This window comes from Bacillus cereus group sp. BfR-BA-01347 (assembly GCF_022663835.1).
Lineage (GTDB): Bacteria > Bacillota > Bacilli > Bacillales > Bacillaceae_G > Bacillus_A > Bacillus_A thuringiensis_K.
This window is the reverse complement of sequence record NZ_JAKUGG010000014.1, coordinates 16,965-32,018: the sequence shown is the minus strand read 5'-3', so window position 1 is coordinate 32,018 and position 15,054 is coordinate 16,965. Positions and strand designations below refer to the sequence as shown.

Sequence of the window (15,054 nt, the reverse complement as noted above, 5' to 3'; positions counted from 1 at the left end):
ACGTGGCAAGAACTTTCGTTAAAAATCGTTCTTTCTAAGAACAAATAAAAAGGACAATCTCAGCATTTAGAGATTGTCCTTTAAAAATTAATATTATATTTATCCTAGGATATGATACCCTGAATCAACGTGAATGTTTTCTCCTGTTACACCGCGTGCTAAATCACTGAATAGGAATACTGCTGTATCGCCAACTTCTTCTTGCGTTGTTGTACGACGAAGTGGTGCGCGCTCCTCAATTTCTCTTAAGATTGAGTTGAAATCGCCTACACCTTTTGCAGATAACGTACGAATTGGTCCTGCAGAAATAGCGTTGACGCGAATACCATGTTGACCTAAATCGTTCGCTAAATATTTCACGCTCGCTTCTAATGAAGCTTTCGCAACACCCATAACGTTATAATTTTTCACAACGCGCTCGCCGCCAAGATATGTTAACGTTAAAATATTTCCGCCTTCTGTCATTACTTTCTTCGCTTCTCTTGCTACAGCTGTTAAAGAGAATGCACTAATATTTTGTGCAAGTAAAAATCCATCGCGAGAAGTATCTACAAATTCACCTTTTAAGTCATCGCGATTTGCAAAAGCAATACAATGTGCTACACCGTGAATAGTACCTACTTCTTGTTTAATTGTTTCAAAACAAGCTGTAAGTTCCTCATCATTCGTTACATCACAAGGTAATACAAGTGATTCTTGCCCTTCTAATGTGTCCGCTAATTCACGAACGTTTCTTTCTAAACGTTCTCCTGCATATGTGAAGATTAATTTTGCACCTGCATTATGCAAAGAGCGAGCAATTCCCCATGCAATACTTCTTTGGTTCGCAACGCCCATAACAACAAATGTTTTCCCTTGTAATAGTTCCATGATATATCCTCCCAGAAATACTTATACTTGTTATTAGTACCTGATACTATAATTATAGTAACATAAAACCGCTTAAAGGCAAACAAAAAAGTCATTAACAGAAATTTGTTAATGACTTTTGGTTTCTATAAAAAAGCGCTCTAATCCTTCTTCCCAAGACGGCATTTGTAAAAAACCATTTAATCGTAGCATGTTATGTTGAAAGATAGAATATTTGGGCCTTGCAGCCGCAGCTCCGAATTCTTCCGTTGAAACAGGTAATACATTCACTTTCATATTGGCGTACGAAAATATTTTTTGTGCAAATTCAAACCAAGAGCATGAACCTCTGTTTGATACGTGGTATGTACCGTATAAAGAAGTATGAATGAGCTTATTAATAACCATATTTAAATCCGCCACATACGTAGGAGAGCCAACTTGATCCGCTACAACAGATATTTCATCTCTTTCTTTTCCTAATCGTATCATCGTTTTTACGAAATTATTTCCATATTTACCATATAGCCACGATGTGCGAACGATAAAATATTTATTATGTAACTCTTTGACGAACTGCTCCCCCGCATACTTAGAGGCTCCATATATATTTACCGGAGCAGGACTATGAAATTCATCGTACCCCTCTGGTCTGGCGCCTTGAAATACATAATCAGTACTAATATAAACTAGCTTCGCCCCTACTAATTGTGAAGCGACCGCTACATTTCGAGCTCCAATTGCATTTATTCTATATGCAAGATCCTGTTCTTTCTCTGCATGATCTACTTTCGTATAGGCAGCACAATGAATAATTATATGTGGTTTTATTTCTTGTACCACTTGTTGTATTCGGGATATATTTGTGACATCTAGTAACTTTTTATCAAATGCATATATATCATATTCTTCAGAGTTTAACTCTTCAAATAGTTGCTTTCCTAATTGGCCGTTTGCTCCTGTTATGATAACCCTCTCTTTCATTTAACATGCCCCTTACTAATCTTTTAGTGGTTTCCACCATTCCTTATTCTTTTCATACCATTTCACCGTCTCTTGTAATCCTTGTTGAAATGTATATTTCGGTTCCCAATCAAATTCATTCTTCATTTTCTCTGCATCAATCGCATAACGACGATCGTGCCCTAAACGATCTGTAACATATTCAATATCTTTTTTTGTTTTTCCTAAAAGAGTAATAATTTGTTCCACAACTTCTACATTTGTTTTTTCATTATTTCCACCTATATTATATACTTCTCCTACACGTCCCTTATGCAGAACAACGTCAATCGCACTGCAATGATCCGTTACATGTAACCAATCTCTTACATTTAAACCATCACCATATAACGGTAATTTTTTTCCTTCCAGTGCATTCGTAACCATTAATGGAATTAATTTCTCGGGATACTGGTACGGCCCATAATTGTTAGAACAACGCGTTACTATAACTGGTAATTGATATGTTTTATAGTAAGATAGAGCTATCATGTCCGCGCTCGCCTTACTTGAAGAATATGGACTATTTGGAGCTAACGGCGTTGTCTCTGTGAACTTCCCTGTTTTTCCTAAAGAACCATACACTTCATCTGTTGACACTTGCACAAGTTTTATATGCGAATATTTTTTAACTAGTTCTAATAAAGTGACCGTCCCAATTACATTTGTATCATAAAAAGGAATCGGATTTTCAATACTACGGTCCACATGTGATTCAGCTGCAAAATTTACAATCACTTGTACGTCTCGCTCTTTTATGACGTGTTCTAATAGCTCTCCATTTTGAATTTCTCCTTTTACAAAAGAGTAATTCGGGTGATCCTGAAGAGATTTTACATTATTTAAATTCCCGCTATATGTTAATGCATCGTAATTAATAATTTTATATGTTTCATAACTTTGTAGCATGTAATGAACGAAATTACTTCCAATAAATCCAGCCCCACCTGTTACTAATATATTCATAAACAACTCTCCTACTTAAAAACTATCTTCATATTCCTCTAGTAATGGCAATATCCGGTCCTTATCGGACAATATGGGATCTGTTACCGGCCAAGGAATTGCTAAATCTTTATCTTCCCAAAGTAATCCAGAGTCATGCTCTGCACTATAATATTCATCTACTTTATACATAACGATAGTATGCGGGACAAGCGTGCAAAAACCATGGGCAAATCCTTTTGGCACTAGTAATTGCCGATGGTTATCTGCACTTAAAATATACCCTTTCCATTGTTTAAATGTTGGTGATTTTTTTCGCAAATCAACGATAACATCATAAATTGCTCCTTGCATAACTTGAATGAGTTTCGTTTGTGCTTTCGGTTTTTTTTGAAAGTGTAGCCCCCGTATCGTTCCTGCCTTAACCGAATAAGATACGTTATCCTGTACAAATGAATACGTAATCCCTAATGTTTCTAGCACCTGCTTATTATAGCTCTCTGAAAAAAAGCCACGCTCATCTCCAAATAACCTCGGTTCTAACAATTTTGCATCGGTAAAATTTGTTTCTATAACTTTCATATTCTCACCTATTCTCCGTTAAACTGTTTCCCAAAGTTAATATCCTGTGCTAACGTATTCGCCTTTTGAAGAGAAGCATGAGTTCCAGCATCAGTCCACCAACCGCTCATTTCATTATAAGTAAGTACCCCTCGTTTTAAATACCAATTATTTATATCTGTAATTTCAAGTTCTCCCCGTGCAGAAGGTTTTAATTCTTTTATATAAGAAAAGACTTTCGAATCATACAAATAAATTCCCGTAACAGCATAAGAACTTTTCGGCTCTTTCGGCTTTTCTTCAATTTCAACTATTTTTCGGTTTTGAATATGTGCTACGCCAAATCTTTCGGGATCTTCTACAGATTGCAATAGTACTTTCGCACCTTCTTTTTGATTTGCAAACTCTTCAACATACGGAAGAATATCATCTGAGAAAATATTATCTCCTAATATAACTACCATACGATCATTCCCGACGAAATCTTCACAAAGCCCTAACGCCTGTGCGATCCCGCCCGCTTTATCTTGCACACGATACGTAAAGGACACGCCAAATTCATGACCACTTCCTAAAAAGCTAACAACATCCCCCATATGCTCTTTACCTGTAATAATCATAATATCTGTAATATCGCATTGTTTTAGTTTATATACCGCATGATAAATCATCGGATACCGCCCAACAGGAAGTAAATGTTTATTCGTTACTTTCGTTATTGGATATAATCTCGACCCAGTACCACCTGCTAAAATAATTCCTTTCACTCTGCATCTCTCCTTTATGATGGAGATAATATATCTTTGTAATGTTCTACAAACACTTTCCGGTACTTCTCATATGTATCCGCATCAAACTCATCCCCGTTGTAATGAATACACCATAAATTTGCTTGATTTGGGATACCGATTAAATAACCAGCCCTTTGAAATTCTAAAGATTGTGACACATCATAAAAGTGAAACCCTTGAAATAAATCTTCTCGCCACGGAATATCATACTGCGTTGCCATAAATAAACCATCAATTGCCTGAACTGACAAAAATGGTTGATTACCATAAAAAACCTGATCCAAATTTAATAATTGATAATTCCGTCTTCTATATTCAATCACTTTCCCTACTAAATTTTTCCCTTCCCACCATATCCCGTTATTCGGTAAAAACTGAGCCCCAGCGACCCCTATTAAACCAAGCTTTTCATTTTCTTCAAAAAGAGATATAAGTGTATAAAACATATCTCGATTAATAAGATATGTATCTTGATGTATATACACTTTGTATTTCGCTGGATATGAAAGGGCTCGGTTATATGCACTTGCCATACTTTGTGCATCTCGTATCGGAAAAATTTGTACAGCGTAACCAGGGGGAACAAAAATGTTTCTTATTTGGCTCTCACATTGTTTAAAAAGCTCCTCATTATTTACACAAACAACGACTAATATTGTATGATCTTTCATTTTTGTCCCCCCTTTATTCTTCCTTATTTACATCTGCCATATAGTGTTCTACAAATATTTTTCGATACTTTTCATAGTTCGTCATATTCACATCAAAATGATAATGGATGCACCAAGCATCGCGCTGTACTGGTACACCGACTGTATATCCTGCTTTTTTAAATTCAAATGATTGAGATACATCATAAAAATCAAATCCGTCAAATAAGTCTTCTCGCCACGGAACATCATATTGTGTCGCCATTAATAAACCGTCAATACATTCTACAGGAATAAATGTTTTTGATTCATGATACGGTTGTTCTAAACTTGCCATATAAAACAAATCATTCATATAACCAATGACCTTTCCTACAATTCCACGCCCTTCGTTCCATACACCAGTTGGAGGAACATATTGCGCTCCAACCATCCCAATCATACCAAGGTGTTCATGTTCCTCAAATAATTGAAGTAATCCATATAAAAAAGCTCTATTTATAATAAAAACATCTTGATGTAAATACACTTTATACTTCGCTGGATGCGAAATAGCTTGATTGTATCCACTCGTCATACTTTTCGCATTTCGAATCGGCATAAATTGAACAATATACCCTGGAGGTACTAACAATTGCAATATATGTCGCACGCAGTTTGCATACAATTTCCGATCATTTATACATGTAACAAATAATATTGTTTTGTCTGCAGCACTCATAATTGTGATTTTTCAGCTTCAATAATATACTGAAATACAACTGTCTCAGCCATGAAGCCACTTCCAAGACGATATTTTTTACAAATTCCATACAACTCCTCAATAAGCGGCTCATACATTTTATGATCAACATATACACGATCTACTTTACTAATAACATATCCTGCTTTTAAAAACATTCTTAGCATTTCATTAAATGTAAAGAAACGAATATGTGTTTTATCTAATAAACCATATTCTGTATACGTCCAATTTCCGGCAAGTAAGGGCGCTAATACTGAAATATGAGCAACGTTTGGTATACTTGCTAAAATCACACCATTTTGCTTTATATATGGCTTAACCTTTTCAATCACAGCCCATGGATCAAATAAATGCTCTAATACATCTCCAAATAGGATGCAATCAAATTGCCCCTCCTCATAAGGAAGATCTATTTTTTCTATATCCCCTAAAATAACATGATCTAGTATTTCTTTCGCTTTTTCTGCAGCCTCTGGAAATGCCTCAATTCCTGATACACGTGTACCGTTTTCTTTAATAGCTGCTCCCAATGCACCGCTCGAGCAACCAATATCAAGAACTTCTTTCCATTCCTTTTTTATATGCTTTAATAAATTCGGATTCGCTGCATTATAATAATGCTCGGATTTTTCTTCATATAAAGAACTTTTTTCGCGATTCATTTCACACACTCCTTATGCAAATTGAATTAGAAATATAAATCTCATATGAATTCTATAAAGTGTAGTTTTTGTTCATCCCCCACTGATTATTAGCCCGCAAATAGCAGTATAAAAATTTTTATCTATATTGGTTACGTTACTGATACTCTAATATATAACCAATCTATTAGAGTTAGAATAACGATAAATCATTTCTAAAAAAACGAAACCTATTACGCTTTATATGGTTTATCAAAAACTCCCCGAAAATATTTACGGTTATATTCAATTGCAGCATTATTCGGAACATAAGAAGCTGCTAATTCATTGTAATAATATGCTTTATCCTGCTCTCCTAACCTGCTATAACAAATACACATTTGTAAATAGGGTAGCCATGTGTAGCTAGCTGGACTATGGAAAGGACTTTCCGTTGCCATTGGTACTTCCGTTGCAAGTTTAAACCAAAATATCGCTTCATTATATTTTTCTTGTTCCATATATATATATCCTATTCTTGTACAATTCTCTCCTCTAGGGACGTCATACCGAAACGACTTCACACAAGATTCAATTGCCTTCTCCCACATTCCGAGCTTCGCATAGCAATCTCCTAACTTACCACATGCATAAATTTTTTCTTCATACCATCCTTCGTCCTGATTAAGAAATGTTTCATAAAGAAGAACTGCATCATCATATTTTTGGTTATCCATAGATTCATTTGCGTAATAAAATAAATCCCTCGGACTCAATTCTTCCCCTGCAGCTACAGTGTTTTGAAAAATTCTCAAATTACGATCTGTTACTTTTTTTTCTTTTTTATGCGTAATAGCAACATTACTACTAAAAACCTCACCAGAAATAGCTAAATACTCGTGAACCTTTCCAAACCATTGAAATTGTTTTTCACGTTTTACAAGTCGATTTCTTTTTGTACAATATAAAGGTTTCCCGTTAGAATCCATTGCAAGGTGATAAGGCATCGAAACGGCATCAATTTTAGGATCTAATTCTCTTTTTAAAAGTTTCAACGCTTCTTGAGCATCTTCTAATAATACGTCATCTGCATCTAGCCACAATATATACTCTTGCGTCGCTTTTGAAAAAGAAAAATTTCTTGCTGCTGCAAAATCATCAATCCACTGGAAATCATATATGTTAGAAGTGTATTTCTCTACGATTTCTTTCGTTCGATCGACGGAACCTGTATCAACTACTATAATTTCATCCACAATTTTTTCAACTGTGTCTAAACAACGGGCTATTGTCTCCTCTTCATCTCGAACAATCATACATAAACTAATTGTAATTCCTTGCTTGTTCAACATAATCACCCTCTTCCAAATCAATCATATGTTATACCTATACTAAACTTTCCATTTTTTTAAATTGTTCAAGTAGTTTAAGATTTCTTTTCAATAATTCAAATGTCCGTGTCATTTTCTTTCGGTTTTGCATCTACTATATAATGAACGCTTTATGGAGGTGAATTTATGTCAAATAATAATTATTCAAATGGATTAAATCCCGATGAATCTTTATCAGCTAGTGCATTTGACCCTAATCTTGTAGGACCTACATTACCACCGATACCACCGTTTACCCTTCCGACTGGGCCGACCGGGCCGACTGGACCGACCGGACCTACAGGGCCGACTGTACCTACGGGGCCAACTGGACCTACGGGACCAACTGGTGACACTGGGGCTACTGGACCTACGGGGCCGACTGGTGACACTGGGGCTACTGGACCTACGGGGCCGACTGGTGACACTGGAGCTACTGGACCTACGGGGGCTACTGGACCTACGGGGGCTACTGGACCGACTGGACCAACTGGACCATCCGGACTAGGACTTCCAGCAGGACTATACGCATTTAACTCCGGTGGGATTTCTTTAGATCTAGGAATTAATGATCCAGTACCATTTAATACTGTTGGATCTCAGTTTGGTACAGCAATTTCTCAATTAGATGCTGATACTTTCGTAATTAGTGAAACTGGATTCTATAAAATTACTGTTATCGCTAATACTGCAACAGCAAGTCTATTAGGAGGTCTTACAATCCAAGTGAATGGAGTACCTGTACCAGGTACTGGATCAAGTTTAATCTCACTCGGAGCACCTATCGTTATTCAAGCAATTACGCAAATTACGACAACTCCATCATTAGTTGAAGTAATTGTTACAGGGCTTGGGCTATCATTAGCTCTTGGCACGAGTGCATCTATTATTATTGAAAAAGTTGCTTAATTTTTTACTTAGCAGTAAAACTGATATCAGTTTTACTGCTTTTTCAATTTCAAATTCAATCATGAAACATTCAGTACCTACATAATCATATTGTTGTATGACATTTTGCAGGAGGCACAAATATGGAAAGTAAATCTGCTGTTCAGCTTTATCTCGAATTGCTAAAGAAGACAATTTTATTTGAAATATGGTTAGAATATGAGGCATACTTACCCGCATCTCTACATATTTCGAAAGAACTAGAATTCGAACCAGTTACAGTCCCTCTCCCTTTATTCATTAAGCAATATGCCGAAAACCATAACTTAAAAATTGTAAAACCAAATGTCTCAAAAAGTGAACGTCATGATGGAATGGATTGGCCAAGAGCAGCACATAGCATGATTGGTCGAGAACGTATGAACCAATTACAAGAGGCGATGGAAACCGTTGTTCGTGAAAATATAGAAGGTGATTTTATTGAAACAGGTGTATGGCGCGGAGGATCATGCATTTTTATGAATGGGTTTTTACAAGCAAACAACATTACGGATCGTAATGTGTGGGTCGCAGATTCATTTGAAGGTTTGCCAGCACCGAATCTAGAACAATATCCAAAAGATTACGGTGATTATTTACACACATTCGATTACTTACGCGTCTCTTTAGAACAAGTACAAGAGAATTTCAAAAAATATGATTTACTAAATGATCAAGTGAAATTTTTAAAAGGTTGGTTTAAAGATACTTTACCAACAGCACCAATTGAAAAAATAGCAATTGCACGGCTTGATGGTGATATGTACGAATCCACCATGGATGGTCTCATGAACTTATATGATAAAGTTTCTAAAGGTGGCTATATAATTATCGATGACTACGGGTTACCACCATGCGCTGAGGCTGTGACAGACTTTAGAAAGCAACGAAATTTAAAAGCCCCTATTACTAAAATTGATGTATTTGGCGTTTATTGGAGAAAAGAATAAAAAGATTTAATCTATAGGAGATCCCATTTTCACTCATCCTTCTCTCACTTCTAACCCAACAAAATATTTTTTTCGGAATCTCCTTACATATAACAATTGTTTTCCTGTCTTCTCTCACTACAAATTGAAAATTTCATTAATAGAGTTACTGCATATTCTCACACAAGAAAGGGGTATACTCATGAGCGAATTTAACAAAGAAATGACTTTACTCCCCCCTCCTGAACTCGTCCAATATGTAGGTGGCGACTTCAAAAAGGTTGGAAAAGAGTTCCTAAAGCATTTTATTCAAATTGGCGCTTTAAAATCAAATGAAAAAGTATTGGATGTAGGCTGCGGCGTCGGCCGAATGGCTGTACCATTAATGAATTACTTAAATGATGATGGAGCGTATTATGGATTTGATTTGTTTAAAGATGGAATTACTTGGTGTCAAAATAACATTTCAACTATGCGTAATAATTTTCACTTTGAACATGTTGACATATACAATCAATTCTATAATCCGGAAGGAAAAGAAGATGCCTCTCAATATCGTTTTCCCTATGAAGACGGAACATTCGATTTTATCTTTTTAACTTCTGTATTTACGCATCTTCTCCCAAAAGAATTAGAACATTACGTATCTGAAATTGTACGTGTATTAAAAAAAGACGGGAGATGTTTCATTACATTCTTTCTTATAAACCCTGAATCGTCTTATTATTTAAATGCAGGACAAAGTACATTAGGTTTTTATCATCGAATTGAAAATTGCTACGTTGTAAATAAAGATATTCCGAATTTCGCAGTTGCTTATCCGGAGACAGATATTTGCAATTTATTGAATAAGTACGACCTAGAAATAATCAATAAGCCGCATTACGGCTTATGGTGCGGCAGACATGAATATACAAGTTACCAAGATATTGTTCTTACAAAAAAAAGCTTCTGAAAGGAAGTTATGTATGATGAATGAAAAAAATCCACCTCTCGTTTCCATCCTTATTCCCACTTATAATCGGCCTCATTATTTCAAAATTGCTCTAGAAAGTGCATTGGCACAAACTTATTCAAATATTGAAATCATCATCGGAGATGATAGTACAAATGATGAAACAGCAACTTTAATACGCGAACAATACTTACCAAATTATAAAAATATAACATATATTCGAAATACCCCTACTCTAGGACAATTTCACAATGACCTTATGCTCATAGAAAAATCAAATGGTGAGTATATAAACTTTTTAATGGACGATGACGTGTTTTATAAGCATAAAATACAAAAAATGATGGCCTATTTTGAGCAAGATTCCAATAAAAATCTTGCTCTTGTTACTTCTTATCGAGTACGTATTGATGATTATGGAAATCTAATAGGTGATTCCCACCCAACACAAAGGTTATATAGTGAAGACACCCCATTAAACGGGATATTTTTAGGTAATTGGATGTTAAAGGGCGGGCACAACATTATCGGTGAGCCTACGACTACTTTGTTTCGAAAAAAATTACTCACTGAACCTTTTGGCACCCTTAAAGAGCGACAATATTCTTGTAGTGTTGATATGGCCTCATGGATTTCTTTACTTTCTAAAGGAAATGCAATATACATTTCTGAGCCTTTAAGTCAATTTCGCTACCATGCTGGACAACAAATACACAATAAGCTCCTTCAAGGTTGTGAAGATTTCACACACCTTGTTATAACAGCAAAAGAATATGGCTTTTTACAAAATACTATGGACTATAGAGCAGCTCTACTTAGTGCTTACCAATGGTGTAAAAGTTCCTTAAAATACTATCTTCATCAACTAGATATTTTTCCTGACGCACATGTACGTCTTTCCCATTGTTTGGATATAATTATTAAAGAGTTAAACAATTAAACTACTTTGCAAAATTAAAAGTGTATGGACTATATGTGAATCATTCGTATAGTTCATACATTCTTTCTCATACTATAAAGTGAAACTTTAATCAGCCCTCACCAATCGGGCTTTTACGGGCAGTTGATCCCCCACCTAACTTCTTCGCTTTCCCTGAATTTTGAGGCGGGGGTCTTACTGCCCATTAATGCGGGATAAAATCCATTACTATAAAGAGCAGTAGAAAGGAATACCTACATTGAAAGATCCAAATTCTCAATATCAAATAGACTACTTATTACTATTTATTTTATTTGCCATTGGGATTGTTAGTTGTTGTGCTATTGCAAGTGCACAAGCCTCTTTACCTCCATTTTTACAAAACGTCAATTTTGTACTAAAGCAAATCCAATGGTATTTCATTGGATTTATAGCCATTGGTGTTATTATGATTATCGACTTCGATCGTTATCAAAAAATTGCTTGGTATTTATACAGCTTTGCAATGGTACTACTTATTGGACTAGAACTTCAAGTACCAGGTGCCGTTACAATTAAAGGCGCTACCGCTTGGTACAGGCTCCCAGGTATCGGAAATTTTCAGCCTTCTGAAATTATGAAATTGTTTTTAATTATCGTCATTGGACGAATTATAGCAAATCATAATGAGAAATATTTTTCCCAAACGATACATGACGATTTTTTATTACTTGGAAAAATATTTGCGACAAGCTTGCCACCACTACTACTTATTGCAAAAGAACCAGATTTAGGAAACACAATGGTCATTTCAGCGATGCTTGCAGCAATGATACTAGTTTCTGGCATACGATGGCGTTTTATTTTCGGATTAGTTTCAGCTACTTTCGTGGCTGGATCTACATTAATATATATTTTTTTTACTCACACAGATTTTTTTAAAGCACACATTTTAAAAGAATATCAATTAAATCGCTTCTACGGATGGTTAGCACCTTACAAATATGATGCACAAGGCTATCAATTAAGACAAGCATTCTTAGCGACTGGATCCGGAGAAATGCAAGGAAAAGGATGGGAAAATGGACAAGTATATTTTCCAGAACCCCATACAGATTTTATTTTCACTAATGTCGCTGAACAATTTGGATTTCTAGGCGCAAGTGTCATTATTTCACTTTTTTTCTTACTCATTTTCCGAATGATTCATATCGCTTTAGAAAGTAATGACCCTTTCGGTAGTTACATTTGCGCTGGTACAATCGGAATGTTTACTTTCCAAGTATTTCAAAATATCGGGATGACAATTGGATTACTTCCCATTACAGGGATAACATTACCTCTTATGAGCTACGGAGGCAGTTCACTACTTACATACATGATTGCGATTGGATTCATTTTAAATGTTCGCTCAAGAACGAAAATCTTTATATTTAAATGAACAACATAAAACCGCTATATTTTATCTCTATCCTTTTTTAGATATACTAATGAAAAATACGATGGAGGTTTAAATATGAAATATGACATTATAGGAGATATTCATGGATGCTTCCAAGAGTTTCAAAATTTAACGGAGAAGCTAGGATATAACTGGAGTAGCGGTCTACCAGTTCACCCTGACCAACGTAAACTTGCATTCGTTGGCGATATTACAGACCGTGGTCCTCATTCATTACGTATGATTGAAATTGTATGGGAACTTGTCATACATAAAAAAGAAGCTTATTACGCTCCTGGAAATCACTGTAATAAACTATATCGATTTTTCCTTGGGCGTAATGTAACAGTCGCTCACGGACTTGAAACAACTGTTGCTGAATATGAGGCACTTCCTTCTCATAAGCAAAACATTATAAAAGAAAAGTTTATCACTCTTTATGAACAATCACCGCTCTACCACATACTAGATGAAAAAAGAGTAATCGTATGTCACGCTGGAATTCGGCAAGATTACATAGGAAGACAAGATAAAAAAGTACAAACCTTTGTATTATATGGCGATATTACAGGAGAAAAGCATGCCGATGGCTCACCTGTCCGTCGCGATTGGGCACAAGAATACAAGGGACAAGCTTGGATTGTATATGGACATACACCAGTGGCAGAACCTCGATTCATCAATCAGACAGTCAATATTGATACTGGCGCTGTATTTGGTGGCAAATTAACCGGATTACGTTATCCTGAAATGGAGACTATCTCTGTCCCTTCTTCTTTACCTTTTGTAGCCGAGAAATTCCGTCCAATTTCATAACTACCTTACTTAGCGAAAGATTATCGTATTATTTAAGCAGATTTCATATAAAACTAGGTAAAGTAATTAAAAAAAGATGCAATAAAGTGCATCTTTTTTTAATTACCCTACATATAATGTCGCAGGAGGTGACAGAATGAAGAAAAAATCTTCTAAACAAAAAAGAAAATTTTCCCCTTTATATCTGCCCATGTACGGAATTAACAACTGGTGTAGTATTCGGGCTGCAGCGATAGAAGAACTGGAAGAACAAGAGTCATCAAAAAAAAGCAAAGTAAAACCAACATATGTCTCTTTAGAAAATGCTGTGATGAGCCGCATAATCGATCGCAGAAAAATAAAGATGCAACAAAAAAATAAACAGCTTTCAAATCAAGATGAACAGATACTACATTCTAACCAAACAGAAGAAAAGACGGAAGAAAATATTTCTGTAGCAGTGAATAAAGAAGTGGAACCAGAAATTCCAGCTGCTATTATAAACAAAGTAAAAAAAATAAAAGAAGCATTGGCTTCATCGAATGATATACAAATTGAAAAACCGCTCATAATTGAGACACCTACACCTGAAAATACAAAAGTTAAAAGAGGCGGCCGATATGCATATGCGGAAGGGCTTCACTCTCATGCAGAGGGCATGGCAGCACATGCGGAAGGCTTATTAACACATGCAAAAGGTTCTTTCTCTCATGCAGAAGGATCAAACTCAAAAGCAACTGGACATAGTTCGCATAGTGAGGGAAGTGAAACGACAGCAGGCGGCTCTTATTCTCATGCAGAGGGTAAACAGACGATCGCTTTAGGCGAAGCAGCACACGCAGAAGGAACCGCAACTATCGCTAACGGATCCTCTTCTCATGCGGAAGGTCATCATACATCAACAGCTCATTTTGCAGGTAGCCATATTATGGGGCGCTTCGGCACTGCAGAAGAAGCTTATTCTTGGTTTATTGCAAATGGTGTAAACGACACCGACCATAATATCGGTGCTAAATGGCTTGCCCATAATGGAGAAATGTACATTGAGGGCGCGTCTTACAATGCAAGCGGAACAGATTTTGCACAAATGTTTGAAACAGAAGATCCTACCCCTATTGATGTCGGTTATTTCGTTACATTTAGTAGCGAAGAAAAAATTCGGTTAGCTACTTCACACGATTCATTCATTTTAGGAATATCTAGTGCAACCCCTGCTCTTATAGGAAATAGCGGGGCTTTAAGTTGGCAAAAACGTTATAAAACAGATAACTTTGGAAAACGTCAATATGTATGGACGGAAACAGAAGAAATACAACCTCTTTTAAATACAGAATGGGATCCAACTTGCAAATATGTAGCAAGAAAAGATCGCGCCGAATGGCTTCCTGTCGGATTAATTGGACAAATGTTAGTACGTGATGACGGCACTTGCGAAGCACATGGATATTGTCGTCCAAATGACAATGGCATTGCTACAAAAGCCGAAAGTGGATTTTTCGTCATAAAGCGTACGGGTGAAAACCAAATTTTAATATTATTCCGCTAAGAAAAAAGGGAACAAAATTCTTTATAATAT

The 15,054-nt window shown here is 36.0% G+C and carries 16 protein-coding genes; 7 read left to right on the top strand and 9 right to left on the bottom strand.

What is annotated here, in order from left to right; all coding sequences use genetic code 11:
* Positions 1-99: 99 nt before the first annotated feature.
* The 9 genes from fabI to MR143_RS19715 form a co-directional block, all read right to left on the bottom strand.
* Positions 100-870 (bottom strand): enoyl-ACP reductase FabI, encoded by a 771-nt coding sequence (fabI, locus tag MR143_RS19755; protein ID WP_000421886.1) that lies wholly within the window; start codon positions 868-870, stop codon positions 100-102.
* A 108-nt stretch (positions 871-978) separates the two neighbouring features.
* Complete coding sequence (gene rfbD / locus MR143_RS19750) at positions 979-1,833, bottom strand: dTDP-4-dehydrorhamnose reductase (protein ID WP_000664658.1); 855 nt, start codon at positions 1,831-1,833, stop codon at positions 979-981.
* A 15-nt stretch (positions 1,834-1,848) separates the two neighbouring features.
* Positions 1,849-2,817: a dTDP-glucose 4,6-dehydratase gene (gene rfbB / locus MR143_RS19745; protein WP_001024172.1), complete on the bottom strand. Its 969-nt coding sequence runs from the start codon at positions 2,815-2,817 to the stop codon at positions 1,849-1,851.
* A 15-nt stretch (positions 2,818-2,832) separates the two neighbouring features.
* Complete coding sequence (gene rfbC / locus MR143_RS19740; RefSeq protein ID WP_000864167.1) at positions 2,833-3,378, bottom strand: dTDP-4-dehydrorhamnose 3,5-epimerase; 546 nt, start codon at positions 3,376-3,378, stop codon at positions 2,833-2,835.
* An 8-nt stretch (positions 3,379-3,386) separates the two neighbouring features.
* On the bottom strand, positions 3,387-4,124 hold the full coding sequence (locus MR143_RS19735) for a sugar phosphate nucleotidyltransferase (RefSeq protein ID WP_000676158.1): 738 nt from the start codon (positions 4,122-4,124) through the stop codon (positions 3,387-3,389).
* Positions 4,125-4,138: 14 nt separating this feature from the next.
* A complete protein-coding gene (locus MR143_RS19730; protein ID WP_000651519.1) occupies positions 4,139-4,819 on the bottom strand; it encodes a glycosyltransferase family protein in 681 nt (226 codons plus the stop codon).
* Positions 4,820-4,832: 13 nt separating this feature from the next.
* On the bottom strand, positions 4,833-5,519 hold the full coding sequence (locus MR143_RS19725) for a glycosyltransferase family protein (protein ID WP_001271182.1): 687 nt from the start codon (positions 5,517-5,519) through the stop codon (positions 4,833-4,835).
* The gene (locus MR143_RS19720) at positions 5,516-6,205 is read right to left on the bottom strand and encodes a class I SAM-dependent methyltransferase (RefSeq protein WP_001078429.1); all 690 of its coding nucleotides are present in this window, start codon (positions 6,203-6,205) and stop codon (positions 5,516-5,518) included. The genes MR143_RS19725 and MR143_RS19720 overlap by 4 nt, the downstream gene beginning before the upstream one ends.
* A gap of 212 nt (positions 6,206-6,417) precedes the next feature.
* Positions 6,418-7,515, bottom strand: a complete 1,098-nt coding sequence (locus tag MR143_RS19715) for a glycosyltransferase (protein WP_000932906.1) — start codon at positions 7,513-7,515, stop codon at positions 6,418-6,420.
* A 165-nt stretch (positions 7,516-7,680) separates the two neighbouring features.
* On the opposite strand from MR143_RS19715, the gene MR143_RS19710 reads away from it, so the two are divergent.
* From MR143_RS19710 to MR143_RS19680, 7 genes are all read left to right on the top strand, one after another.
* Positions 7,681-8,442, top strand: coding sequence for a BclA C-terminal domain-containing protein (locus MR143_RS19710; protein WP_242280896.1), 762 nt, complete (start codon positions 7,681-7,683; stop codon positions 8,440-8,442).
* A gap of 122 nt (positions 8,443-8,564) precedes the next feature.
* Positions 8,565-9,410, top strand: coding sequence for a TylF/MycF family methyltransferase (locus MR143_RS19705; RefSeq protein WP_000444379.1), 846 nt, complete (start codon positions 8,565-8,567; stop codon positions 9,408-9,410).
* Positions 9,411-9,591: 181 nt separating this feature from the next.
* Positions 9,592-10,344: a class I SAM-dependent methyltransferase gene (locus MR143_RS19700; RefSeq protein ID WP_001288764.1), complete on the top strand. Its 753-nt coding sequence runs from the start codon at positions 9,592-9,594 to the stop codon at positions 10,342-10,344.
* Positions 10,345-10,357: 13 nt separating this feature from the next.
* Positions 10,358-11,284, top strand: coding sequence for a glycosyltransferase family 2 protein (locus tag MR143_RS19695; RefSeq protein WP_002163893.1), 927 nt, complete (start codon positions 10,358-10,360; stop codon positions 11,282-11,284).
* A gap of 238 nt (positions 11,285-11,522) precedes the next feature.
* Positions 11,523-12,683, top strand: a complete 1,161-nt coding sequence (locus MR143_RS19690) for an FtsW/RodA/SpoVE family cell cycle protein (protein WP_000654688.1) — start codon at positions 11,523-11,525, stop codon at positions 12,681-12,683.
* Positions 12,684-12,758: 75 nt separating this feature from the next.
* Positions 12,759-13,499, top strand: a complete 741-nt coding sequence (gene prpE, locus MR143_RS19685; protein WP_000872696.1) for a bis(5'-nucleosyl)-tetraphosphatase PrpE — start codon at positions 12,759-12,761, stop codon at positions 13,497-13,499.
* 136 nt (positions 13,500-13,635) lie between these two features.
* A complete protein-coding gene (locus MR143_RS19680) occupies positions 13,636-15,024 on the top strand; it encodes a peptidase G2 autoproteolytic cleavage domain-containing protein (RefSeq protein ID WP_000730522.1) in 1,389 nt (462 codons plus the stop codon).
* Positions 15,025-15,054 lie beyond the last annotated feature (30 nt).

Excerpts from the sequence above, each read along its gene's own strand:
- MR143_RS19710 (WP_242280896.1), top strand. The coding sequence starts at position 7,681 with ATGTCAAATAATAATTATTCAAATGGATTAAATCCCGATGAATCTTTA.
- MR143_RS19700 (WP_001288764.1), top strand. The coding sequence starts at position 9,592 with ATGAGCGAATTTAACAAAGAAATGACTTTACTCCCCCCTCCTGAACTC.
- fabI (WP_000421886.1), bottom strand. The coding sequence starts at position 870 with ATGGAACTATTACAAGGGAAAACATTTGTTGTTATGGGCGTTGCGAAC.
- rfbB (WP_001024172.1), bottom strand. The coding sequence starts at position 2,817 with ATGAATATATTAGTAACAGGTGGGGCTGGATTTATTGGAAGTAATTTC.
- MR143_RS19725 (WP_001271182.1), bottom strand. The coding sequence starts at position 5,519 with ATGAGTGCTGCAGACAAAACAATATTATTTGTTACATGTATAAATGAT.
- MR143_RS19680 (WP_000730522.1), top strand. The coding sequence starts at position 13,636 with ATGAAGAAAAAATCTTCTAAACAAAAAAGAAAATTTTCCCCTTTATAT.
- MR143_RS19720 (WP_001078429.1), bottom strand. The coding sequence starts at position 6,205 with ATGAATCGCGAAAAAAGTTCTTTATATGAAGAAAAATCCGAGCATTAT.
- prpE (WP_000872696.1), top strand. The coding sequence starts at position 12,759 with ATGAAATATGACATTATAGGAGATATTCATGGATGCTTCCAAGAGTTT.
- rfbD (WP_000664658.1), bottom strand. The coding sequence starts at position 1,833 with ATGAAAGAGAGGGTTATCATAACAGGAGCAAACGGCCAATTAGGAAAG.
- MR143_RS19715 (WP_000932906.1), bottom strand. The coding sequence starts at position 7,515 with ATGTTGAACAAGCAAGGAATTACAATTAGTTTATGTATGATTGTTCGA.
- MR143_RS19730 (WP_000651519.1), bottom strand. The coding sequence starts at position 4,819 with ATGAAAGATCATACAATATTAGTCGTTGTTTGTGTAAATAATGAGGAG.
- rfbC (WP_000864167.1), bottom strand. The coding sequence starts at position 3,378 with ATGAAAGTTATAGAAACAAATTTTACCGATGCAAAATTGTTAGAACCG.
- MR143_RS19695 (WP_002163893.1), top strand. The coding sequence starts at position 10,358 with ATGATGAATGAAAAAAATCCACCTCTCGTTTCCATCCTTATTCCCACT.
- MR143_RS19705 (WP_000444379.1), top strand. The coding sequence starts at position 8,565 with ATGGAAAGTAAATCTGCTGTTCAGCTTTATCTCGAATTGCTAAAGAAG.